Below are 23,669 nucleotides of genomic sequence, written 5' to 3' on the forward strand. Positions count from 1 at the left end.
ATGGCATCGGCCGCCGAGCAACTGGCGTCAAATCTTAATTTCTCAGCTTTCGCCAAGGCTGAAGAACTCAAAAAGCGCATCTGGTTCACGCTAGGGGCGCTTTTGGTTTATCGACTGGGCACCTATATTCCGATGCCCGGTATCAACCCGGAAGCTTTTGCGCAGGCCTTTAGCCAGGCCCAATCCGGTATCATCGGCATGTTCAACATGTTTGCCGGTGGGGCGGTCGAGCGTATGGCGATCTTCGCCCTCGGCATCATGCCCTATATTTCGGCTTCCATTATCATGCAGCTCATGACGACCGTTGTGCCGTCTCTTGAGCAGATGAAGAAGGAAGGCGAGCAAGGCCGGAAAGTCATCAACCAGTATACGCGCTACGGCACCGTGATTCTCGCAGCCTTCCAGGCTTACGGAATTGCTGTCGGCCTGGAAGGCGCTGCTAATGTTGTAACAGATCCGGGCTGGTTCTTCCGTGCTTCGACCGTGATTACGCTGGTCGGTGGCACAATGTTCCTGATGTGGCTGGGTGAGCAGATCACTTCGCGAGGCATCGGTAACGGTATTTCGCTGATCATTTTTGCAGGCATTGTGGCCGGTCTCCCGTCCGCAGTCGTTCAGACACTTGAACTCGGTCGGCAGGGATCGCTTGCCACCTGGATCATTCTCGCGGTTATCATTCTGGCTGTGGTCGTGATTGCGTTCATCGTGTTCATGGAGCGCGCACAGCGCCGTCTGCTGATCCAGTATCCGAAGCGCCAGATGGGCAATCGCATGTTCGAGGGCAACACCTCGTTCCTGCCGTTGAAACTCAACACCGCAGGTGTGATTCCGCCGATCTTCGCTTCGTCTTTGCTTCTTGTGCCGGCAACGCTTGCCGGATTCGGGCAGGGTGCAGGGAATGAATGGCTGACATACATCACCGCAGCGCTTGGTCATGGCCAGCCGTTGTTCATGGTGTTCTACGCCGCAATGATCATCTTCTTCTGTTTCTTCTACACGGCAATCGTGTTCAACCCGAGCGACACCGCTGATAATCTCAAAAAACATGGTGGTTTCATTCCGGGTATCCGTCCAGGGGAACGGACGGCGCAGTATATCGACCATGTTCTGACGCGGATCACGGTCGTGGGTGCGATTTACATCACCATCGTTTGTCTATTACCCGAATTCCTCATTTCGGCGACGGGCGTTCCGTTCTATTTCGGTGGAACCTCTTTGTTGATTGTCGTTAGCGTGACAATGGATACCGTGTCTCAGATCCAGGGCCATCTGCTTGCGCATCAATATGAGGGGCTGGTGAAGAAAGCTAAACTCAGGGGGAGACGTCGATGAGGCTAATTCTGGTTGGACCGCCAGGAGCGGGGAAGGGGACGCAAGCCGCCCGCCTCGTTGAGAAGTACGGCATTCCGCAACTGTCGACAGGTGACATGTTGCGGGCAGCTGTCGCCGCAGAAACTCCGATCGGGCTCAAGGCGAAGGAAGTCATGGACGCCGGTGGACTGGTTTCAGACGAGATTGTCGTTGGAATCATTCGCGACCGGATTGCAGAGGACGATGCCAGGAACGGCTTCATTCTCGATGGCTTTCCGAGGACCTTGGCCCAGGCGGAAGCTCTGGACGATATGCTGGAGACCAATGGCCTCAAGTTGAATGCCGTTCTCGAACTGCGGGTAGACCAGACCAAGCTTGTCGATCGAATCGTCAAGAGAGCAGAAGACGCCAAGGCAGCAGGTCAACCCGTGCGCAAGGACGATGACCCGGAAGTCTTCAAGCAAAGGCTTGAAGCATACAATCGCGATACTGCAGTTGTTGTGCCTTATTACGAGAAAACCGGCCATCTTTCCGTGATTGACGGCATGCAGTCCATTGATGAAGTCTCGGCTTCCGTAGAAAGCCTTCTTCAAGGACTTGACGAGGAAGTTTAGAGCAGTTAAAGGACGCGCTCTAGCTGAAAGTTTAGCCGGTTCCATGTATGTGGGACCGGCATTCTCTATGTCGGGTGCTTCCCGGCATATTCGTACCCCGCAAGGGCCGGACTCCACCGGACGCGGGATTTACCAACTGCGGAAGGGCCTGGTTGTCCGCCGCCAAACATGGAGACAAACGTGGCACGTATTGCTGGCGTTAACATTCCTACAAACAAGCGCGTAGTCATCGCGCTTCAGTACATTCATGGCATTGGCAAGAAATTTGCCCAGGAAATCATCGAGAAAAACAACATCGATGCTGCCCGCCGCGTGAATGAACTTTCCGATGCTGAAGTTCTGTCTATCCGCGAAACCATCGACCGCGACTACCTCGTGGAAGGTGATCTTCGCCGTGATACCGCAATGAACATCAAGCGTCTTATGGACCTTGGCTGCTACCGCGGCCTGCGTCACCGCCGCGGCCTGCCGGTTCGCGGTCAGCGGACGCATACGAACGCACGTACCCGTAAGGGTCCGGCGAAGCCGATCGCAGGTAAGAAGAAATAATCATCAACACCGCGATTGGTGGTGGAGCTGCCGGGATTACGGCAGTGACGAGATCAATACAAGGATAAGAGAATGGCTAAAGACACGACGCGCGTGCGTCGCCGCGAGCGCAAGAACATCTCTTCTGGCGTTGCGCATGTGAACTCCACGTTCAACAACACCATGATTACGATCACCGATGCACAGGGCAATGCGATTTCCTGGTCGTCTGCTGGCGCTCTCGGTTTCAAGGGCTCCCGTAAGTCCACTCCGTATGCTGCTCAGGTTGCTGCTGAAGATGCGGCAAAGAAAGCTGCCGAGCACGGCATGCGCACTCTGGAAGTTGAAGTCCGTGGTCCAGGTTCTGGTCGTGAATCTGCTCTTCGCGCTCTGCAGGCTGCCGGTTTCCTCATCACGTCCATCCGTGACGTGACGCCGATCCCGCACAATGGCTGCCGTCCGCGCAAGCGCCGCCGCGTCTAAGGCTTCCCAGCTTTAGGTACCTGTTTCTCCAAATGGCAAAGAATGGCCTGGACTTGGAAGTGCCAGGCGGGATAGCCGAAGGGACGAAAACGTGACCATTCAAAAAAACTGGCAAGAACTGATCAAGCCGACCAAACTCGAGATCAAGCCGGGCGAAGATCCGCGCTTCTTGGCAACCGTTGTTGCCGAGCCGCTCGAGCGTGGCTACGGTCTGACCTTGGGCAATGCGCTGCGCCGTATCCTGCTGTCTTCGCTGCAGGGTGCTGCCGTGACTGCGGTTCAGATCGATGGCGTTCTGCATGAGTTCTCCTCGATCCCGGGCGTTCGGGAAGACGTCACCGACATCGTTCTCAACATCAAGGAAATCGCCATCCGCATGGAAGGTGAAGGTCCGAAGCGCATGGTTGTGCGCAAGCAGGGCCCGGGTGTTGTGACAGCAGGTGACATCCAGACCGTAGGCGACGTTGAGGTTCTCAACCCGGAACTGGTGCTCTGCACGCTTGATGAAGGTGCTGAAATCCGCATGGAGTTCACCGTCAACACGGGCAAGGGCTATCATTCCTCGGACCGCAACCGTCCGGAAGATGCTCCGATCGGCCTGATCCCTGTCGACAGCCTTTACTCTCCGGTCAAGAAGGTCTCCTACAAGGTTGAAAATACCCGTGAAGGCCAGGTTCTTGACTATGACAAGCTGACCCTGACTGTCGAAACCGATGGTTCCGTCAAGCCGGATGATGCCGTAGCATTCGCAGCGCGCATTCTGCAGGATCAGCTTTCCATCTTCGTCAACTTCGAAGAGCCGCAGCGCGAAGTCGCCGAGGACACTGTCCCGGAACTGGCTTTCAATCCTGCGCTTCTGAAGAAAGTCGACGAGCTGGAACTGTCTGTCCGGTCTGCAAACTGCCTGAAGAACGACAATATCGTTTATATTGGCGATCTCATTCAGAAGACCGAAGCGGAAATGCTGCGGACCCCGAATTTCGGCCGCAAGTCGCTCAACGAAATCAAGGAAGTTCTCGCACAGATGGGTCTCCATCTCGGCATGGAAGTCGCCAACTGGCCGCCTGAGAACATCGATGATCTCGCCAAGCGCTACGAAGACCATCAGTATTAAGGGGCGTACGCGTCCCTAAGGATCCACCAGGCAAGAGCTTCAACATTAGCTGACTGCCTGAAAGAAAAAGGAGAGGGCCATGCGCCACGGTAAATCCGGCCGCAAGCTCAACCGGACCTCTAGCCACCGTAAGGCTATGTTCGCAAACATGGCAGCGTCGCTGATCAAGCACGAACAGATCGTTACGACTCTGCCGAAGGCTAAAGAAATGAAGCCGATCATCGACAAGCTCATCACCCTGGGCAAGCGCGGTGATCTCCACGCACGCCGCCAGGCCATCTCGCAGATTCGCGACACGGCCATGGTTGCAAAGCTGTTTGAAACGCTCGGCGAGCGTTACAAGGACCGCAGCGGCGGATATTCCCGCGTTCTGAAGGCCGGTTTCCGGTATGGCGACAACGCTCCGATGGCTGTCATCGAGCTGGTCGACCGTGACCCTGAAGCTCGTGGTGCTGAAGATCGCGCACGCGTTGAAGCTGAAGAAGCTTCTGAAGACGCAGCGTAAAAACTGCTTAGACAGTACTTGAGAAGGCGGGCCTCGGCTCGCCTTTTTTGTTTTGGAACATGTTCAATGCATGGTGCAGGTTGCTCCGTGCCGGATAATGAAACCCCTGATTATCAATGCTTTAAGGAACTCTACCTATCTTTCCGGCGTGCCCATTGGAGACGGATTCGGGGCTGGGGAGATTTATTGTGTTCGGCAAGAAGAGTTCAGGTTCGAAGAAGGCATCACCTTCGCTTCGACTTTCTATCGTCATTCCTGCATTGATGATTTTCATCACTGTTGCTGCGTGCGCCGCAGTTGGTGTTATCGGTTACATGTCAGGTCGTGATGGATTGCAGAAAGCGGCTGAAGCCGAGCTTGGTATGGTCATCACCGCAAGATCGGCTTTGCTGGAAAGCAAATTGAAGGCGGCGGAAGCTGAAGTCGTCAACCTTGCTTCGAGCGTTGCAAGTTCCATGGGCGATCTCGGCAATGCGACCATGAACCTTTCCAAGGAAAAGGACGAGATCCTTAGCCTGTTCCATGCACCGGCGACAGCCGAAGCACGCGCACAGCTGACGGGCAAGGAACAGAAGACGATGTATGCCTGGCGTCACTCCGAGGCGCACCCGGCTCTCTACAACGTCTGGAAGAATGGTGGTTACGCCGACATCTATCTGATCGATCCGGCAGGACTTGTCCTTTATTCGGTTACGAAGGGCAGCGAATTTCTGTCGCGTGTCGGTCAGGGCAGCATTGCCGATGGGACTGGTATTGAGGCCGTTTACGATGCCGCGATGACACTGGGTGAAGGCGAGATCGTTTCCAGCGTTTTTGAAGCCTATGACCCGGCAGGTGGAGAAGGGTCTCTGTTCCTGGCTTCTCCGGTCTACATGAACTCCTTTGGAGAAGTAAGCTTGAGCGGCGTTGCCGTGATGCGGCTTGGCTCCTCTTTCCTGAACAATGTCGTGGCGAACAGGGACGACATTGGTCAGACAGGTCAGGTCTATGTGGTTGATCAAGATGGCCTGGTTCTGAGCGATATGCCGCTGTCCGCTGAACCGACCGCACTTGTAGCCAAGACCTCGGCAGAACCGGCACTGGCTGCCGCAGGCGGTGCCGAAGCAGCCGCGATTGTGACCGGCGCAGATGGTGTTGCCGATCTCATGGTTGCGCGCCCGATGAATTTTCAGGGTCAGAACTGGGCAATCATTGCCGAAAAGAGCGTTGATGAAACGCTTGCGGCGGTCACAAACATGCGTGACCAGATGATTTTCTGGTCATTGGGTGCCGTTGCCATTGCTGCGGTCATCGCGCTCTTTTTCTCGCAATCGATCACGCGGCCGTTGTCTACGCTTGTCAGTGCGCTCAACGCGATTGCCTCCGGCGATCTGGGAGCCGAGATCAAGGCCGCAAACCGCAGAGACGAGATTGGCGATATTGGACGTGCAGTCCTTCAGATCCGCCAGAATGCAGCTGAGGAAAACGAACGACGGGCCGCGGAAGAAGCGGACGACGCCCGCCGTCAGGCAGAGCAGCGTCAGGAAATGCTCTCAAGCCTTGCCGGTGACTTTGAATCGACTGTCGGAAGCGTCGTCGACAAGGTCGCCCGGTCTGCTGCGTCGCTTCGTGAATCCGCCAACAAGATGCGCGACATGACAGATACCGCCGGTGAGACCTCGGTGAATGCGGCCACAATGTCTGAAGAGACGCTGGCTGAAGTTGAGTCGATTGCAGCGGCCTCCGACCAGCTTTCGAGTTCCATTCAGGAGATCTCGACTTTGATTGAACGCTCCTCAAGTGTTGCAGCGGCGGCAACCAAACGTGCCGAAACCACAAACGAAACCGTCAAATCGCTCGCGGAAGCTGCAAACCGGATCGGTGAGGTCGTAACCTTGATCAGCGATATTGCCGACCAGACCAACCTTCTGGCTTTGAACGCAACCATTGAGGCAGCCCGTGCCGGGGAAGCCGGCAAGGGGTTCGCGGTCGTTGCGTCCGAAGTGAAGGATCTGGCTTCCCAGACGGGCAAGGCCACAGGTGAAATCCAGCAGCAGATCGACGCCATCCGTGGTGCTACCGACGATGCTGTCGACGCCATCGGTGATATCCAGAAAACCATCGACGAGATCACCAAGTCGGTCAGCGACGTGGCAGCGGCCGTGACCGAGCAGAGCTATGCCACTCAGGGCATCGCTGAGAACACACAGCGGGCTGCAGGCGGCACATCCAAGGTCACCGAAGACATTCGCAACGTGTCGGCGCTGTCCAATGACACCAATATGGCCGCGCAGAACTTCTCCGAAGAAGCAGCGGACATGGCGATGGAAGCCGAGCAGCTGGACAAGGAGGTTCGCAGCTTCCTGGATCAGGTCCGGTCTGCCTGAGCTTTCTCCCTACGTAATTGTGAAGAGCCGCCGGAATTCCGGCGGCTTTTTGCTTTTGTATTTGCCTCTTTTCCTCCCTATCTGCCATGTATCGCCAAGTGACAGATGAGATTCGAAATTGAGGGCTCTGGCTATGCGCCTGGCACAAGCTGGCAAAGCAGACTTTTTGATCCGTGCATTGATGGCGGGTTTCTTGGGAATTTGGTCCAGTGCAGCGATTGCACAAACGACGCAACCCACCGCCGCAGACCTGAGGCTCGTCCCGCAGAACGAATCCCAGATCAAGTTATCCTTTGCTCCGGTGGTGAAACAGGTCGCTCCTGCAGTCGTCAATGTTTATGCCAGCCGCAAAGTGGTGCAGCGCAGACGGGTGTCGCCGTTTTTCGATGACCCGTTCTTCCGGCGTTTTTTCGGACAGCCGGGTGGAAACTTCGATCGGCCGAGAGAACGTGTTGAATCCTCACTCGGATCCGGTGTCGTCATTTCTGCCGATGGAACGGTCATTACCAATCATCACGTGATCAAGGGTGCGGATGAAGTCCGTGTGGCTTTGAGCGACCGTCGCGAATTCGATGCCGATATCGTTCTGATGGATGAACGAACGGACTTGGCCGTTCTGAAGATTCGCGGGGAGGGACCGTTCGAGCATGTAACCTTCGCCGATTCCGACAGCCTGGAAGTCGGTGACATTGTGCTTGCGATCGGTAATCCGTTCGGCGTCGGTCAAACGGTGACGCAGGGCATCGTGTCCGCGCTTGCACGGACGCAGGTCGGTGTCACTGATTTTCAGTTTTTTATCCAGACCGACGCCGCGATCAATCCGGGCAATTCCGGCGGTGCACTTGTCGACATGACCGGCAAACTCGTCGGTATCAATACTGCGATCTTCTCTCGGTCCGGCGGATCGAACGGAATTGGTTTTGCGATCCCTGCGCATATGGCACGTTTCGTCGCCAGGGCAGCAGATCAGGGAGGCAAAGTGCAGAGGCCCTGGCTTGGGGCCACGGTCCAGCTTGTCAATGCGGAAATTGCCGAAGCGCTGTCACTTGATCGACCACAGGGTGTTCTTGTCACGGCGGTCTTTGACGGATCTCCAGCACATGAGGCAGGCCTGAAAGTCAGCGACCTGGTGATTGCGATCGAAGGCAAAGAAATCACAGATCCCAATTCGTTCGGCTACCGGTTCGCGACAAAGATGATCGGTGAGCAAACCGAGTTTGTCGTCCTGCGTGGCAGCAGGGAAGTGACCCTGTCGATTTCTCTGAAGCCTGCCCCTGAAACCGTTCCACGCGACACCCGCGAACTGCGCGAGTTCTCGCCTTTTGAGGGGGCAACGGTGATGAACCTGTCGCCTGCTGTTGCCGAGGAAGTCGGAGTGGAGGGTGTTTTTGAAGGTGTCGTCATCGCCACGGTGACCCCGGGGAGCACTGCGAACCAGGTCGGCCTGCGTCCGGGCGACATTGTTCGGGGCGTGAACGAGCAAAAGATCGAGACAACGAGAATGCTGGAAACCGTGACAAAGACACCGCCACGGGTCTGGCGGCTCGATATCGAGCGGGATGGCAAGGTTTCCCAGCTCATATTGCGGTAGGGCAGAGGTGAGCGATCTCTTCGAAGCATCCGGTCTGTCGCAATCCGGTCCGCGCCCTCTCGCGGATCGGATGCGGCCATCCCAGCTGTCGGACGTTGTTGGGCAGGACCATCTGCTGGGCGAAGATGGGACGCTTTCGCGCATGCTGAAAACCCGGACCCTGGGATCGCTCATTTTCTGGGGGCCACCGGGAACGGGCAAAACCACGATCGCCCGTTTGCTGGCCAATGAAACCGATCTGGCGTTCGAGCAGATCTCCGCCATCTTTTCCGGCGTCGCCGACTTGAAAAAGGTGTTCGAGACGGCCCGGGCAAGACGAATGAGCGGCAGGGCGACCTTGCTGTTCGTGGACGAGATCCATCGGTTCAATCGCGCGCAGCAAGACAGTTTTCTGCCTGTCATGGAAGATGGCACGATCACGCTGGTCGGTGCGACGACGGAAAATCCGTCCTTTGAGCTGAATGCTGCATTGCTTTCCCGCTCACATGTGATGACTTTCCATTCGCTTTCGCTCGAAGCGATTGAAAAGCTGCTGGTGCGCGCCGAAGAAACCGAGGAAAGGGATCTTCCCCTTGATCTGGAGGCACGACAAGTGCTGATCCGGATGGCCGATGGAGACGGCCGGTCAGCGCTGACACTTGCCGAAGATGTCTGGCGTGCTGCCGGTGAGGATGAAGTCTTTGATGCAGAGAGACTTCAGGAAATCGTGCAGCGTCGTGCACCGATTTACGACAAGAGTGCCGATGGCCATTACAATCTGATTTCGGCCCTGCATAAGTCCGTTCGTGGTTCCGACCCGGACGCAGCGCTCTACTGGTTCTGCCGCATGCTGGATGGTGGTGAGGATCCGATGTATCTCGCCAGGCGGCTTATTCGCATGGCGGTGGAGGATATCGGTCTTGCAGATCCAAACGCGCTGGTACAGGCCAATGCCGCACGTGATGCCTATCAGATGCTTGGGTCTCCGGAAGGCGAACTCGCTTTGGCTCAGTCGGTCATCTATCTGGCAACTGCTCCCAAGTCGAACGGTGCCTATGTCGCCTACAAGGCTGCGATGCGCGAGGCCAAGTCCAGCGGCTCGCTGCTGCCGCCGAAACATATACTGAATGCTCCGACGAAGCTCATGAAGCAGGAAGGTTACGGCGACGGGTACCAGTACGACCACGATGCACCGGATGGTTTTTCCGGCCAGGACTATTTTCCGGAGCAGATGGGGCGCAAGACCTATTACGACCCTCCTGAACGCGGCTTTGAACGTGAGCTGCGCAAACGCCTGGAGTATTGGAACAAGTTGCGGAAAGAACGCGGCTGAAGGCCCGTGTTCCACCGGTAGTGAAACAATTCCCGCCGTACACGTGAAGAACCCGCGTATGTGATCAGGTATGATCGCATCTGGCCCGATGCCGACTTCGTCCGCTGAAATTCGTAGCCACATAAAGATTGTGAACACTCTTTATGATAGAAAGTCAGAATTGACCTGGCGGCGGATCGATGAAGGAAATTGAACTCAGGCTTGCTCTTGTTCTTTACGGCGGCGTATCGCTTGCCATCTATATGCATGGTGTCAGCCGCGAAATACTGAACCTTGTCCGGGCATCCAGTTACAGGCTCGACAGGAAAGCGAACGGTTCCATCAATGGCGGAACCATAGAGGAGCTGACGCCGGTTCAGGTCGCATTTCAGGATCTGCTTGATCTGTTATCGTCGGTCGCCGATATCCGCGTTGTCGTTGATGCCATTGCGGGCGCTTCGGCCGGGGGCGTCAATGGCATCATGCTGGCCAGGGCGATTGCACACGATCTGCCGCTTGAAAGTCACAGCAGGATGTGGCTTGAAAATGCTGATGTGACGCGTCTGTCCAGACCGCAGACCGGTCTTTCCCGTTATCTGAAGATTTCTGTCTCGCCGGTGCTCGACCGGCTTATTTCCTCCAGATTGAACAAGCAGATCGAGAGCGCGGAAACGAGAGACAAGCTGCGCCAATTTATGCAGGCAAGGTGGTTTTCACCGCCGTTTTCAGGCGAAAGATTCATTGGATGGATGCTGGATGCCTGCAAGAACATGGAAAAGGACGAAGAGCCGAGAGGTTCGCTTATTCCGCGCGGGCAAACTCTCGATCTGTTCGTAACGATCACCGATTATAACGGCGTCAAACGGCGTATATTCCTGGATGATCCGGCCTATGTCGAGGAATGGGATCACAGGCGTATACTGAACTTTCACGCGGTACACCGGACACCGGGCTTCGTTGACAGCGAGTTTACTTCCGACAACATTCCGGAGCTGGTCTTCGCTGCCAGGGCAACGTCGTCCTTTCCTGGTGCATTCCCGCCGGCAACCATGGCGGAGATGGAAAGGGTTCTATCCAGGCATGGCCAGAGCTGGGACAATCGCGAAGAATTTTTGACCAACAGGCTTTGTCTGACACCGGAGACGATGACCAATCATTGCTTCGTCGACGGCAGCGTCGTCATGAACAAACCGTTTGCGCCTGTTATCAGCGTCATTGAAGATCGGCCTGCTGCGCGCGAAGTTGCCCGACGGCTCATTTATGTGGATCCAGCGCCAGTTGAGCTCATGGAAGGAAAGGGCGGCCCAATCGAACTTCCCGGATTCTTCCGGGTCATTCTGGCGTCTCTCGCCCATATTCCGCGCAACGAGCCCATCGGCGATGATCTGAAGGAACTTGAACAGAACAATCGTCGGAGCCGTTGGCTTTCTCAGCTCATTGATGCGGCTGGCCCCATGGTGGAACAGGCCGTCTCGGGACTGCTGCCAAAACGGAGGGCAGTAACCGCGGATATCCTGTCAAAATGCCGAAAGGATGCGACCGTCACCGCATTCGAGCAGGCAGGGTTTGCCTTCCTGAATTATCAGTCGCTGAAGCTTCATGCTCTGGCCGAGCGGCTAGCCGGACTGACCTCGCGTATCAGCGAGGTGCCGGGAGCGCACACGCACGAAGAAGCAATACTGGGACTTTACAGTCAGCACTTCACCAAACTTACATCTGAAAGCACGGATGTGCTGGGACGGACGGACCCCAATGTAGTCGCTTTGCTTCGTGGGCTGGACGTCGACTACCGCATCCGGCGGCTGCGTTTTGTGATCCGGAAACTGAATGGCTTCTACAACTATCAGCCGTCCTCCGATCTACCAGCGCCTAACACCGGGGCGCTCGACCATATGAAGGGTCTCCTTTACGAGCAGATCGATCATTTGACCTGGCGTTGGACAGAGCGCTTCTATGGTGGCAGGAGCCGCAAACAGGCTGAAGAGCTTGTGAGGGCAGTGGAGACCGGATCATCCAGCGCCTGCGAGCAGGTTGTTTCGCTTGTGAACGGCTATGCTCACATGATGGGGCTGACGGACCTGGATAGGCTGCAGGACGAGTTGTTTGCAGAGACAGCACGCGATCTTCTGGACAAGGAAAGGCATGCTTCCCTGCTGCGGGCTTATATCGGCTTCGGTTTTTACGACCTGATCACATTTCCCGTCCTGCAGCGAAATGATTTTTCCGAGGTCACGGAGATCCTCGTCGACAGGATCAGCCCGAGAGACGCCTCGAGCCTTTACACGGAGGGCTTTGATCTGAAAGGCAAGGCGTTGAACGCTTTCGGAGCGTTCTTCAATCGTGGATGGAGAGAGCACGATTATCTGTGGGGACGTTTGAATGCCGCCGATCGCCTGGTGAGCATCGTACTGTCCGCAGCTGGCGAAGGTATTTTGCCCCAACCTCAGGTCAATCAGGCGCGGGCGCGCATTTTTCTTGCGATATTGGAGGAGGAGCGCGAGAAGCTCTCGGAAATTCCCGAAGAAATCGATCGGGTCGATGACCTGATCAGGTCGATTTATCCAGATTTCGCACATGTCGCGGAAGAGGTCTGAGCGCGACAATTTGAGATTTTGCGAAGTGTTTCCTTGACGGAAGGATCGCGGTTTGGCTACGCACTGATATCGCGTTTTTTCGCAGACAGGTTTTTTGAGTTTATGACCTTCTTTCAAAACATGTTTGGAACGGGCATCGGCGCCTTTCTGGTTCTTGCCATTGGTCTTTACATATCAAGTCTGGCGATCCTGTTTGCTACCGGGGTGACGATGACGGCATTGAACCGCCGTCATCCGGACCGCAAGATACAGAAGCGCAGTCCTACCCACGATGCCATCCGCGACATCAAGTCTTCAATGATACAGCTGTCAATTACAAGTTGTTGTCTGGCAATTGGCCTCTACGCGCAAATGCGCGGCTGGACATTGTTTGCGCCGGTGGCGCTTTCGTGGTGGTCGGTCCCGGTCTTTTTTGTACTGTCGCTCATTCTCCACGATACGTGGTTCTATTGGGGGCACCGGGTACTTCACACGAAGATGTTCTACCGGTTTCATAAACCTCACCATATGACCGTCACGCCGACGGTCTGGTCGAACGACGCGGGGTCAAGCGTCGATACGCTGTTCGCGCATTCCTACTATGCTCTGGTGCTTTTCGTGGTGCCCATGCCACCGCTGGTGTTTCTGGGACATCGGATCTTCGACCAGATTTCAGCAGCGATCGGTCATTGCGGCTACGAACACTTTGCCAGCCCGACCGCTCGCAAGCCATGGCCTTTGCTATGCACGCTCTATCACGACCAGCATCACCAGCATTTCGTTTACAATTATGCCAACTATTTTTCCTTCTGGGATCGCCTGTGCGGCACCATTCACCCGACCTATGACGAAAGGGTGGAAGGGTTTGAAGCGCTTTACGCCGGCAAGAAGGATTGAACGCCGATGTCCGTATTGATCAACTATCTAGTTGTTTTTGCGCTGACCTATCTCGCCATGGTGACGGTTTATTTCGCGACCGGTTTCACCATGCTGATGATCAATGCGAGGCACCCGGAGCGACGCATTCAGAAACACCGGGACGGCATGAAGCGGCAGGTAGAGGAGATCCGCGCTTCGATGAAGGCGCTCGCGACATCCTCCTTCCTGCTTTCAGCCGGGTTTTTCGCTCAGTCGCAGGGATGGACCCTGGTTGCGCCGCTTGAACTGTCCTGGTGGTCGTTTCCGCTGATGTTTGCCGTCTGCTTTGTGTTGTTCGACGCCTGGTTCTACTGGGGACACCGGCTGTTACACATCCCGGCGCTCTACAAGTTTCATGTTCCGCATCATCGCTCCATAGCGCCAACCGTATGGAGTAACGACAGTTCGACGACCGTCGATACTCTGATCGAGCATTTCTTCTATTTTATCGTCTGGTTCGTGCTGCCCGTTCCGGCATTGAGTGTTTTTGCCTTGCGCCTGTTCGATCAGATCTCGGGGATGGTCGGGCATTCCGGATTTGAGTATTTCGCATCCAGGTCGTCGCGGTTTCCCTCTCCGCTGATATGCACCACGTTTCATGATCTGCATCATTCGCAGTTTCACTATAACTACGGTAACTTCTTTTCGTTCTGGGACCGGGTTTGTGGCACGGTGCATCCGAAATACGATGACCTGGTGCGTTCCATGGAAGAAACCGGAGAAATTCCGGATTCTGAAGATACCAAAGTCAAGGCTACCGGATAAACCGCACAAGTTTTCAGGCATGTGTCAGCCAACCGAATAACTGGAAGTAAGAGACGAAATGCTGGATCAGGCGCTGACCGTTTTTCTTGAATTTCTACCGATCTACGCGGCGTGCTACGGGATCAACGTCTTCCTGTATTTCGCGACAGGCTGGGTACTTGTCCAGATCCAGAACCGCCACCCGGAGCGGCGCATTCAGCAACACCGGCGCGGTGAAAAACGCATGTGGAAGGAAATTCGGGCCAGCGTCTATTCGTTGACGGTTACGGCCGGCTGTCTTGCCGGCGGCATCTTTCTGTCGCTCAAAGGCTGGACGCTTGTTGAACCTCTGCCACTGACCTGGTGGTCTGCAATTTTGATGTTCGTGGTGTCCATCCTCGCCTTCGATACCTGGTTCTACTGGGGACACAGGCTGATGCACACCAAATGGCTGTATCGCTTCCATGCAGAACATCACCGTTCCGTGGCGCCAACGGTCTGGAGCACCTACTCCGATGATCTGGTCGATGCGTTCGTCATGCAGAGCTATTACCTCTGGGCGGTCATTTTTCTGCCTATCCCGGTGGAAGTCCTGATCTTTCACAGGCTTTGGGATCATTTCAACGGCACCATCGGGCATTCGGGTTTCGAATTTTATGCTTCGCCCATGTCTCGCCTGCCGTCACCTATGGTCTGTGTGACGTTTCACGATCAGCATCATTCCCGGTTCAAGTACAACTTCGCCAACTTCTTTTCGTTCTGGGATCGTGTCTGCGGGACTATCGATCCGAAGTATGATGAGCAGGTGAAGGTGTTTGAGAAGATGGGGAAGGGCACTGCGGAGAAATCCTCGGCGCTCGGAAAATAACATCAATTTGGTCTTTCCATCCGGTTCCCTGATCTGATCTTGCAGAGATGCACGGGACGAAAGCAAGTGGCGGTACAATTTGAAACATCTCCTTCTTGTGATGCTGGGTGGAGGTCTGGGAGCTGGAGCCCGGCACCTTGTTGCGCTGCTGACATTGCGCATGTTCGGAACAGCGTTTCCGGTTGGCACCCTGACGGTCAATATTGTCGGATCGCTTGTCATGGGGCTGTTGATCGGGTGGCTGGCAAAGTCCGATTTCGGCCACATACAGACCGTCAGATACTTTATTGCAACAGGTATCCTCGGTGGTTTCACCACTTTCTCGGCCTTTTCCCTCGACACTTCGGTTCTCTGGGAGCGTGGTGATACGCATCTGGCGCTGATTTATGTTGTTGCGTCTGTCCTGTTGTCGATCCTCGCCGTCTTCGCCGGCTTGATGTTCATGCGTCAGCTTGCTTCGTAGGTTTTTCTTTCTTTTCAAGCCAATTGCGCCTATACGCTCCGGAACGAATTTTGCCCTGTGCGTGATTTGCGGGGCTTGTGGTTGAGCGAGACCGGAACCGGTCTTCTGCCAGATTTGAGAAAAACATGTCCGCGATTGAACAGAAAAAAGTGACCGCTGACGAAGCGGGCATGCGCCTCGACCGTTGGTTCAAGGCACACTATCCGGGGCTCGGATTCGGCCGATTGCAAAAGCTCCTACGCACCGGGCAGGTCCGTCTGGATGGCAAGCGGGCGGAAGCGAACACGCGCATTGCCAAAGGGCAGATGGTCAGGATCCCACCGCTTGGGGTCGACCTGCCGGCGAATGACAAAAAGAATGCCAAACCCAAATCCACCAAGCTGATTGCCGATGATCGCAAGGCAATCGAAGAAATGCTGCTGTTTGAAGACAATCAGGTGATGGTCCTCAACAAACCGGCAGGACTTGCGGTACAGGGCGGCTCGGGGTTGAAGCGGCATTTGGACGGCATGCTGGATGCGTTCACCGACCGGAAAGGCAACAAACCCAGGCTCGTTCACCGCCTCGACCGGGAAACCTCAGGCATCATTCTGGTCGCACGGACACGTCAGGCCGCGCAGGAACTTACCAAGGCTTTCCGTCATCGCAACACCCGCAAGATCTACTGGGCGATGCTGGCTGGCGTGCCCAAACCCAAACAGGGACGGATTTCGACGTTTCTTGCCCGCAGTGAGGGCGAGGAGCGCATGCAGGTCGTGCGTCAGGGGGACGATGATGCCCAGCACGCGGTCTCGCTCTATTCCGTGTTTGAACAGTCGGCCCAAAAGCTCTCCTGGGTAACGATGAAACCAGTCACCGGACGGACTCATCAGCTCAGAGCACATGCGGCGCATATGGGCCATCCGATCATCGGCGACGACAAGTATTTCAACATTGAAAACTGGGAGTTGCCGGGCGGTATTCAGAACCGTCTCCATCTCCTGGCACGCCGGATCGTCATTCCGCATCCGTCCGGCCACGGCATGATCGACGTGTCCGCTCCGCTGCCGCCGCATATGCAACAGACCTGGAACCTGCTCGGCTTTGATGCCAGCGACTACGACCCGGAAGCGGACGATCCGGACGAGACACTGATCAAGCGGTAAGAGACGATAATACGGCTGTAGAAAAGTCTACTCGGCCGTATGGATCAGCAAGTCGAAGCCTTCGTCTTCCGATGGCGGCTGAAAGTGACTGCTGATCCGGTCGAATTCGGTCTCCGAGACGGAAAACTCGTGCTCTCCGGCAGCATTTCTCAAGCTGAGCCTGGCTTTGCAGACCTCATCCGCGATATCGAAGAAGTGCAGTTGATGCTGACAACCGGCCGCCTTGATGAGGCCCATCATCCATTGTCTGTTTTCAAAGGTGTTTGCCGGGAAGTCCAGAACGACCGATAGCCTTTGCTGAAGCAGTGCAGTGATATGTGGTGTCATCGCTTGCCTCAGCCGCCGGGAACAGCGAACGTAATCTGCAATGGTCGACAATTCGTCTGCATACAGACTGGACAACCAATGATCTTCCTGAAGAAGGATCGTGCCCGGTTTGGCAGCCAACTCGCGAGCAAATGTTGATTTCCCGGAAGCGATTTTTCCGCACACAAGGTGGAGTGTTGCCTGAGTGGTCATCCTGGATCTCTTGAATTGTCCATACTCAGCTCAAAACCGGCAGAGACGGGGCGTATCAGGGCGTCTGAAACAACGCGCTAATGATCACCGAAACAAAGGTGACACAAACGACACCGGCAACCAGCTTCCAGGCGTCAGAGCGTTTTTTGAGACCTGGCCAGCCAAGCGGTTTGATCACCTGTATCGCGGCGACAAGAAACAGCAGCAACAGGATGATTTTGGTCACGGGAGACTCCGCACAGGACAGATCTGGTTGATGCATGCGGCATAGCCAATTCCCGGCCAAGTCGCAAGCGCTTGAACTTACGTCGCTGTTCTTCAGAGATTCTTCAAAGAGAGGCCATGTAGGTCGGCAACTCGTTCATCGATGGCACAACGATCATCTTTTTCACCTTGCCTGCTTTGAAGGCCTTCAGAAACTTTTTGTAATCCTTGAAGGCGACGCAGCCATGAGATCCGTTGCCTCTGCGCAGCAATGGGGTGTGGGCAAGCATGCCGTCGCGGCCCTTCATGGCTGCAATGTCGCGCGGTGTCATCCGGATCGCTTCGACACCATGAAACAGGCTTTCTCGCATCCTGAGGTCATAGATGTTAGGCGGCGTCGGGCCGAGGTTCTTTACGTGCGCATATTTGGGGTTGTCCTTGCGGTGGCCGATACCCGAATGCGCTTCCAGTTTCGTTCCGTCCGGCATGTGAACGGTCGCTGCGCTGATGTCATAGACTGCAATGCCCCGATGTCGGCCGGGCAGGCCGGCTTTCGAACCACTGAACAGTTTGCCGATGCCACTGAAGACGCTTCCTTCTTCTGCCTCCGGGTTGCCAGCAGCCGCATATCCAAGTGCTGTATTTGGCTTGCCCGGCTTTTCTACGGAACTCGCCGCTACTGTCACTCTTGGTGCCTGTGGTTTGCTGCGGGGAATGGGATGGGGCAGTTCGGCGACAACTGCCGACGCCTCCGGCTCTGTAGCGGGAGCCGGTACGGTCTCATTGCCGGCTGGAACACTAGTGCCAGTATCGACGACAGCCTCTGCGACAGCGAATTTTGCGACATCGGTGCGCGGAAGCTTCAAGCCGGATGTTGTTTGGGCGGACAATACCATTCTTGTGAGTTGTCGATGGGCGAGCTTTGATGCAAGAGCAGACTTGGCTTCCTGCATCGCAATAACATTTGCCTGAATGTGTTCGACTTTGGCAAGCCTGGCCGCTGCCAACTTCTTGCTGGTTTGCTCGCTCACTTCCTCATCTGGCTTGAATTGTAGTGCCTCGGGAGAATTTGTCTGCTGCTGCCTGACAAAAGAAAGCTCGATTGTTTCAGCACTGGGAGCTTCGGCCATAAAATGACCGGGAACCAGGTTGGGACCGAATTTGAAAATTCCGATCGCAAGGCCGGCAAAGAGGATCGAAACTGCCGCCAGGATCGCAAAGATCGGCCAGTGATCAATCGCGAAAGTTTTCTGGCGATCTTGATTGATCTTCTGTTCACTGTGAAGCATTCAGGCAAACCCACTCTAGGTCAGAGACTCACTAACAAACCGACGCCCGCGACAGCAGTTGCCGCGTTCTTAAATTCCGCAAAATCTGGTGGCAAAATTGCCCCAAACGATCGTGCCCACCTGTGCGCAAAAGTATTGCCATTCTTGGTAACCACGCCGTTTACAAACATGGTTAACCATTTATTGCGCTCAGAATCGGTGGTGCGATAATCACCAGAAAGAGGCAATTTTCGGGCACGTCCGTCGGACGATTGAAAATTGCAAGCTGCCGGGCGTATTGCCCCGCAATGGCATTGTTGTTTCCACCGAGGGCGGCGATGAGTGACGGAGCACCAGCCGGTATCGAACCGGGCTTGAGCGGCGGCTCCTGAAGAACCCTTGACCCCGACGGGAAAACCCTGCACATGCGGGGCTCCCAGAAGATGCTTTCAAAAGGCCTTCCATGTATCTGATCATTTTCGACGTCGATGGAACTCTGGTTGACAGCCAGAACAGCATTTATCACGGCCTGCAGGTCGGATTTGAGGCTGTTGGACTGCCCATGCCGGATCGCAAGACGGCGCTTTCGATTGTCGGGTTGTCGCTGGAAAAGGCATTTGCCGATTTGCTCGCTCCAGAGCACCACGACAAGATTGACGAGATGTCGGCAGCCTACAGGCATGCGAAGATAACGCGCCGCGAGCAGGGACTGGAGATCGATCCCATGTATCCGGGCGCCAGAGAGGCAATCGATCGGCTTCATGCCAGGGATGACATCCTGCTTGGAATTGCGACCGGAAAAGCGCGGCGCGGCGTCAAGCACATGCAGGACACGCATGATCTTCACGGTCGGTTCGTTACAATACAGACTGCAGATACATCGCCGTCCAAACCGCATCCGGACATGGTTCTTCGCGCCATCGCTGAAACAGGCGCCGAGCCGCACAGAACGCTTATGATCGGCGATACGGGGTTCGATATGGCCATGGCCAAGGCCGCAGGCGCGCACGCACTTGGCGTGACCTGGGGCTATCATGATCATTCGCGACTTGTCGATGAAGGTGCGGACAAGATCATCGACAGCTTTGATGAATTGGATCGGACTTTGATCGATTTGCTGAAAATGAACAAGGAAACAGTGTGATGCGTGATTTTCTTGAAGCATTGCATGAAGATGCTGCAAAAGATCCCGAACAGCGGGCGCGCGAACTATCCAAGCGTGAGCTGCCGAAGCGGTTCTACAAGGAAGCCCAGCATGTAGCCGTGGAAGACGGCTATGCCATTCATCTGGATGGGCGGCAGGTGAAAACACCGGGCAAGTCAACTCTGCTGTTGCCAAATGAAGCGCTTGGCGCAGCCGTTGCCGCTGAATGGTCGGCTCAGGAAAAGGAAATCAATCCGGCTACGATGCCGCTGACCCGCCTTGCCAATACGGCACAGGACGCGGTGACGGTACGGTTCGAAGAAGTTGCCGACGACATCACCAGTTTTGCAGGGAATGATGCGCTCTGCTACCGGGCGGACGACCCGGAGAGTCTTGTCGAGATACAGCGCAGACTTTGGGATCCTGTGGTGGATTGGGCGGGAGAGCTGCTCGGAGGACGGTTCGTTCTCATCGAAGGCATCATGCACAAACCGCAGCCGGAAAACGTGATGCAAGCCTATCGGGCATGCATCGCGGATGAGAGCGCTTTTCGACTCGCAGCGCTTCACACGATTACCAGTCTGACCGGTTCGGCAATTCTGGCACTTGCCCTGAAAGAAGGGAAGTTGGAGGCCGATGCCGTCTGGACAGCCGCACATGTCGAGGAGGACTTCAACATTGAGCGTTGGGGAGAAGACGCTGAAGCGGCGCAGATCAGGGCCTACAAGCGAACCGAGTTCGACGCTGCGGTACTGATTTTGAAGGAAGGCTGAGGGGCTTGTGCAAGCAGCTCGTAATGAAGTTTCCTGAACCCCCGCGAAAACGGGGATTCAGGATTCTACATTAAAGGAGATCTTCCTGAATCCAAATCAACCTGCTGATCCCGAGGCTCTCACCCGAGATAAAACGTCGTTGCCATCAGGAAGAAGATCAGCACTCCAAGAACATCGTTTGACGAGGTGATGAAGACCCCGATCGCCATTGCCGGGTCGACGCCGATCTTGTCGAGTATGAGCGGAATGGTGGCGCCGACCATTGCGGCGAGCGTTGTGACGCACAACAATGACAATGAAGTTGCGAGCGCCAGCCGCACTGGGGCTTCGATGGGAACCACCAGCGATGCGATCAGCACCAGGCCGCACAGAATGGTACCCGCGATGGCACCGTTGAACAGTGCCGCGACAAGTTCCTTCATCAATCGAAAGAAGATGTCTCCGGACCAGAGGGCTCCGGTGGCAATGCCCTGTACGGCAACTGCCGAGGCTTGAAGGCCTGCGTTTCCGGCCATGGACATGATGACGGGAATGAAGGCTGCAAGAATCGCGGCTTCGGCGAGCTGATCCTCGTATGAACCAACCACGGTTGCCGCCACGCTGGCCCCGACGAGACCCGCAAGAAGCCATGGCAGGCGGCCGCGAACAATACGCAGTATCGTATCGTCGGAACGGGCTTCCGCAGACACGCCGCTCATCAGAAGCATGTCCTCGTTGGCCTCTTCAGACGCAATTCTTGTGAGCTGCTTCGGTGTAACCCGGCCGAGCAGAACGCCGTCACCATTGATGACGGGAACAGTGCGCATGTCACGTTTGCGTGCGAGGCGAAGCACTTCCTCTTGATCAGTGTCGGCCGAGACAGCGATCACGTCGCTGTTCATCATGCTGCCAAGCGTTGTCTCGCTAGGGGCGAGCAGCAGTCTTCCCACTTCCACCGTGCCTATCAGTTTCCCGTTGGCATCCGTGACGTAGACGGTAAACACTCTGCGGATCCTGCTGGCTTCCGCGCGCATTTGTGCCACAGCATCACCGGCAGTACAGGTCTCGGGCAGGGCAACGAATTTCCGTGCCATGACCCGCCCTGCGGTATCGTCGGCATAGGAGGCGCGCGTCGCGATGTCTTCCACGTCCGGTAATCTGGCGATCAGCTTGTCGGCGACATCGTCCGGAAACTCATTGAGAATTTCGATCGCGTCCTCCGGATCGAGGCCCGCCAGAATGTCGCGGAACTGATCGAGCGTGGAATCTTCCATCAATATGGCGCGGAATTCCGGACGCAGTTCAGCCACGACCTTGATCGAAGGATTTGCGGGCAGCCAGTGAAACAGTTTGCGAGCGTGTTTCAGACGCAGCCGCGTCAGAAGCTGCATGACATCAACCGGATCCCAACGCTTGAGCAGTTCGACAAGCTGGGTTCGCTTGCCATCCCTGATGAGATCGCGGATCGCCCTGAGTGCTGCGTCGTTTGCTTCAAGTGGTTTCTGAGCCGGTTCGCGAATCCAGGTTACCGGTTGAAGCTCGGACACTGAACTTACATTGCTCATGAAAATGGCTCCGTATTAGGATGTGTCCGCTTCTACTGCCGGTTTATGACGGCATCCTGACAGGCAAATGTGTACGATTAAACCTCGAACTCTTCTATATCCGCAAAGGCTTCACGCAATTTGTCGGACCAGCCGCGCGATAGTCTTTGAAAGTAGGGATCGTCACGCTCAATGCGAACTTGCCGCTCGGTGGAGAAGGAATCCGTGTTGTAAAGCAGCATGTCGATAGGCATGCCGACAGACAGGTTGGACCGGAGAGTGGAGTCAAACGAGATCAGCGCGAGCTTGGCAGCTTCTCCGAGGCGCATGTCGGCTTTGGTGACCCTGTCCAGGATCGGCTTGCCGTATTTGTGCTCACCGATCTGAAGGTACGGCGTGTCTTCCGAGACTTCGATGAAGTTTCCAGCTGCATAGATCTGAAACATGCGCGGCTCTTCACCCTTGATCTGTCCACCCAGAATGAAGGTGACAAAGAAGTTTTCCGCGTTGGTCGCCAGCGCTTCTCCGTCGATCTTCTTGACTTCACGAACCGCGCTGCCGACGAGGCGTGCGACCTGGAACATGGTCTTGGCGGTCATCAGCGTTGCCCTGTCATTGTCGGCTGACGCAATGTGCTCGCTCAACAGAGAAATGACGGCTTGGGTAACCGCAAGGTTGCCGGCGGAAAGCAGTGTGATCACCCGTTCGTTCGGCTCTTCCCAGACATGCAGTTTCTTGAAAGTCGATATGTTGTCGACCCCTGCATTCGTTCTCGTGTCCGCGGCAAACACCAGGCCGCGATTCAGCTTCATGCCGACACAGTAGGTCATCCCCAACCCCTTGGTCATCTGACGTGACGTTTTATCGATCAGAGAGCCCGATCATGGCGTCGGAAAATGACAGTTATTGCTGCTGTTGAAAAGCCGCTTGTGCCACGTCGACTTCAACTTCCAGATTTTCTTCCAGGCCCCCGAAACGGATGCCCCGGATCGGAGCCGCCGAGCGGGAGTCCAGACCAGCCGTCAGGCGGATATAGCGGTCCGTGGGGCACATTGCGTTGGAGACATCAAAACCCGTCCAGCCAAGCCCGTCGATGAGCACTTCCACCCAGGCGTGGTGTGCTTCTGATGCCTGTTCGTCTTCCAGAAGCAGATAACCGGAAACGTAGCGGGCGGGAACTCCGATGGCCCTGGCAGCCGCGATGAAGATATGCGCATGGTCCTGGCAGACACCTTCGCCCGCGGCAAGAGCGGAGGCTGCCGAGGCATGTGTTTCGCTGACCCCGATCTTGTACGCAACCTTTTCACGGATCGCGTGCATGAGTGCGTGAAACCCGCCAATCCTGTCATGGCCTTCTGCATAAGACGCCAGTTTGCGGATTGCCGGATTGGACTGGGTCAGAGGCGTTACTCTCGTGTAAAGGCGGGGAGGCACACCAGCATCCGGCTCATGACCGAGCACACCATTTGCATCCACCGTGTCAACAATGCCCGCTGCCGTAATCTCCACGTCCTCAACCGGTTCGCTGCGGGAAACCATGTGAACGCGGTTACCGAAGGCGTCCTTGTAGGTTGTTGCCCTTTCGATACCGGGAGCTTCGATAGACCATTCGACGACCTTTTGCGACGCAGTGTCCTCAGGTGTCAGGCGCAGCTGCTGCATGGCATTTGCCAAGGGAACATCGTAGCGGTAGCGAGTGGTATGTCGAACGGTCAGTCGCATGC

Annotated in this window: 24 protein-coding genes; 17 read left to right on the top strand and 7 right to left on the bottom strand. The window is 55.7% G+C overall.

Features of this window, described 5'->3' with window-relative positions; genetic code table 11:
* The 15 genes from secY (at nucleotide 1) to ABLQ08_RS13375 (ending at nucleotide 16,514) form a co-directional block, all read left to right on the top strand.
* Entirely contained in the window at nucleotides 1-1,332 is a 1,332-nt protein-coding gene (gene secY, locus ABLQ08_RS13305) for a preprotein translocase subunit SecY (protein ID WP_352942930.1), read from the top strand.
* A complete protein-coding gene (locus ABLQ08_RS13310; RefSeq protein ID WP_352942933.1) occupies nucleotides 1,329-1,925 on the top strand; it encodes an adenylate kinase in 597 nt (198 codons plus the stop codon). Before secY ends, ABLQ08_RS13310 begins: the two co-directional genes overlap by 4 nt.
* Nucleotides 1,926-2,105: 180 nt before the next feature.
* On the top strand, nucleotides 2,106-2,474 hold the full coding sequence (gene rpsM, locus ABLQ08_RS13315; protein WP_352942937.1) for a 30S ribosomal protein S13: 369 nt from the start codon (nucleotides 2,106-2,108) through the stop codon (nucleotides 2,472-2,474).
* A 72-nt stretch (nucleotides 2,475-2,546) separates the two neighbouring features.
* Nucleotides 2,547-2,936, top strand: coding sequence for a 30S ribosomal protein S11 (rpsK, locus tag ABLQ08_RS13320; protein WP_006936427.1), 390 nt, complete (start codon nucleotides 2,547-2,549; stop codon nucleotides 2,934-2,936).
* 91 nt (nucleotides 2,937-3,027) lie between these two features.
* Nucleotides 3,028-4,050, top strand: coding sequence for a DNA-directed RNA polymerase subunit alpha (locus ABLQ08_RS13325; RefSeq protein ID WP_094071083.1), 1,023 nt, complete (start codon nucleotides 3,028-3,030; stop codon nucleotides 4,048-4,050).
* A gap of 79 nt (nucleotides 4,051-4,129) precedes the next feature.
* Nucleotides 4,130-4,555 (top strand): 50S ribosomal protein L17, encoded by a 426-nt coding sequence (gene rplQ / locus ABLQ08_RS13330; protein WP_352942940.1) that lies wholly within the window; start codon nucleotides 4,130-4,132, stop codon nucleotides 4,553-4,555.
* A 188-nt stretch (nucleotides 4,556-4,743) separates the two neighbouring features.
* A complete protein-coding gene (locus tag ABLQ08_RS13335) occupies nucleotides 4,744-6,921 on the top strand; it encodes a methyl-accepting chemotaxis protein (protein WP_352942943.1) in 2,178 nt (725 codons plus the stop codon).
* 181 nt (nucleotides 6,922-7,102) lie between these two features.
* Nucleotides 7,103-8,512 carry a Do family serine endopeptidase gene (locus ABLQ08_RS13340; protein ID WP_352944391.1) on the top strand — a complete coding sequence of 470 codons (1,410 nt, stop codon included), beginning with the start codon at nucleotides 7,103-7,105 and terminating at the stop codon, nucleotides 8,510-8,512.
* Entirely contained in the window at nucleotides 8,481-9,824 is a 1,344-nt protein-coding gene (locus tag ABLQ08_RS13345; RefSeq protein ID WP_352942946.1) for a replication-associated recombination protein A, read from the top strand. The genes ABLQ08_RS13340 and ABLQ08_RS13345 overlap by 32 nt, the downstream gene beginning before the upstream one ends.
* 179 nt (nucleotides 9,825-10,003) lie before the next feature.
* Complete coding sequence (locus tag ABLQ08_RS13350) at nucleotides 10,004-12,397, top strand: patatin-like protein (protein WP_352942947.1); 2,394 nt, start codon at nucleotides 10,004-10,006, stop codon at nucleotides 12,395-12,397.
* A gap of 102 nt (nucleotides 12,398-12,499) precedes the next feature.
* A complete protein-coding gene (locus tag ABLQ08_RS13355; RefSeq protein ID WP_352942950.1) occupies nucleotides 12,500-13,273 on the top strand; it encodes a sterol desaturase family protein in 774 nt (257 codons plus the stop codon).
* Nucleotides 13,274-13,279: 6 nt separating this feature from the next.
* The gene (locus ABLQ08_RS13360; protein ID WP_352942952.1) at nucleotides 13,280-14,059 is read left to right on the top strand and encodes a sterol desaturase family protein; all 780 of its coding nucleotides are present in this window, start codon (nucleotides 13,280-13,282) and stop codon (nucleotides 14,057-14,059) included.
* A gap of 58 nt (nucleotides 14,060-14,117) precedes the next feature.
* Nucleotides 14,118-14,906: a sterol desaturase family protein gene (locus tag ABLQ08_RS13365; RefSeq protein ID WP_352942955.1), complete on the top strand. Its 789-nt coding sequence runs from the start codon at nucleotides 14,118-14,120 to the stop codon at nucleotides 14,904-14,906.
* Between the two features lie 79 nt (nucleotides 14,907-14,985).
* Nucleotides 14,986-15,369 (top strand): fluoride efflux transporter CrcB, encoded by a 384-nt coding sequence (gene crcB, locus ABLQ08_RS13370; protein ID WP_352942958.1) that lies wholly within the window; start codon nucleotides 14,986-14,988, stop codon nucleotides 15,367-15,369.
* A gap of 125 nt (nucleotides 15,370-15,494) precedes the next feature.
* Nucleotides 15,495-16,514, top strand: coding sequence for an RluA family pseudouridine synthase (locus tag ABLQ08_RS13375; RefSeq protein WP_352942960.1), 1,020 nt, complete (start codon nucleotides 15,495-15,497; stop codon nucleotides 16,512-16,514).
* A 27-nt stretch (nucleotides 16,515-16,541) separates the two neighbouring features.
* Here ABLQ08_RS13375 and ABLQ08_RS13380 read toward each other — a convergent pair whose 3' ends face one another.
* The 4 genes from ABLQ08_RS13380 to ABLQ08_RS13395 form a co-directional block, all read right to left on the bottom strand.
* Nucleotides 16,542-17,033, bottom strand: a complete 492-nt coding sequence (locus ABLQ08_RS13380; protein ID WP_352942962.1) for an AAA family ATPase — start codon at nucleotides 17,031-17,033, stop codon at nucleotides 16,542-16,544.
* 55 nt (nucleotides 17,034-17,088) lie between these two features.
* The gene (locus ABLQ08_RS13385; protein WP_352942964.1) at nucleotides 17,089-17,259 is read right to left on the bottom strand and encodes a hypothetical protein; all 171 of its coding nucleotides are present in this window, start codon (nucleotides 17,257-17,259) and stop codon (nucleotides 17,089-17,091) included.
* Nucleotides 17,260-17,362: 103 nt separating this feature from the next.
* Nucleotides 17,363-18,526 carry a DUF2778 domain-containing protein gene (locus ABLQ08_RS13390; RefSeq protein ID WP_352942967.1) on the bottom strand — a complete coding sequence of 388 codons (1,164 nt, stop codon included), beginning with the start codon at nucleotides 18,524-18,526 and terminating at the stop codon, nucleotides 17,363-17,365.
* Nucleotides 18,527-18,698: 172 nt separating this feature from the next.
* Entirely contained in the window at nucleotides 18,699-18,932 is a 234-nt protein-coding gene (locus ABLQ08_RS13395; protein WP_352942970.1) for a hypothetical protein, read from the bottom strand.
* A gap of 36 nt (nucleotides 18,933-18,968) precedes the next feature.
* Between ABLQ08_RS13395 and ABLQ08_RS13400 the strand changes: the two genes are divergently transcribed.
* Together ABLQ08_RS13400 and ABLQ08_RS13405 are read left to right on the top strand one after the other, a co-directional pair.
* On the top strand, nucleotides 18,969-19,649 hold the full coding sequence (locus ABLQ08_RS13400; RefSeq protein ID WP_352942973.1) for an HAD-IA family hydrolase: 681 nt from the start codon (nucleotides 18,969-18,971) through the stop codon (nucleotides 19,647-19,649).
* Nucleotides 19,649-20,422 carry an ATP12 family chaperone protein gene (locus tag ABLQ08_RS13405; RefSeq protein WP_352942976.1) on the top strand — a complete coding sequence of 258 codons (774 nt, stop codon included), beginning with the start codon at nucleotides 19,649-19,651 and terminating at the stop codon, nucleotides 20,420-20,422. The genes ABLQ08_RS13400 and ABLQ08_RS13405 overlap by 1 nt, the downstream gene beginning before the upstream one ends.
* 119 nt (nucleotides 20,423-20,541) lie before the next feature.
* Here the strand turns inward: ABLQ08_RS13405 and mgtE are convergent, their stop codons facing one another.
* The 3 genes from mgtE to ABLQ08_RS13420 form a co-directional block, all read right to left on the bottom strand.
* Complete coding sequence (mgtE, locus tag ABLQ08_RS13410; RefSeq protein WP_352942979.1) at nucleotides 20,542-21,966, bottom strand: magnesium transporter; 1,425 nt, start codon at nucleotides 21,964-21,966, stop codon at nucleotides 20,542-20,544.
* Between the two features lie 77 nt (nucleotides 21,967-22,043).
* Complete coding sequence (locus ABLQ08_RS13415; protein ID WP_352942982.1) at nucleotides 22,044-22,775, bottom strand: proteasome-type protease; 732 nt, start codon at nucleotides 22,773-22,775, stop codon at nucleotides 22,044-22,046.
* A gap of 73 nt (nucleotides 22,776-22,848) precedes the next feature.
* Nucleotides 22,849-23,667 carry a transglutaminase family protein gene (locus tag ABLQ08_RS13420; RefSeq protein ID WP_352942985.1) on the bottom strand — a complete coding sequence of 273 codons (819 nt, stop codon included), beginning with the start codon at nucleotides 23,665-23,667 and terminating at the stop codon, nucleotides 22,849-22,851.
* Nucleotides 23,668-23,669: the final 2 nt, after the last annotated feature.

This window comes from Roseibium sp. SCP14, from assembly GCF_040329475.1.
Lineage (GTDB): Bacteria > Pseudomonadota > Alphaproteobacteria > Rhizobiales > Stappiaceae > Roseibium.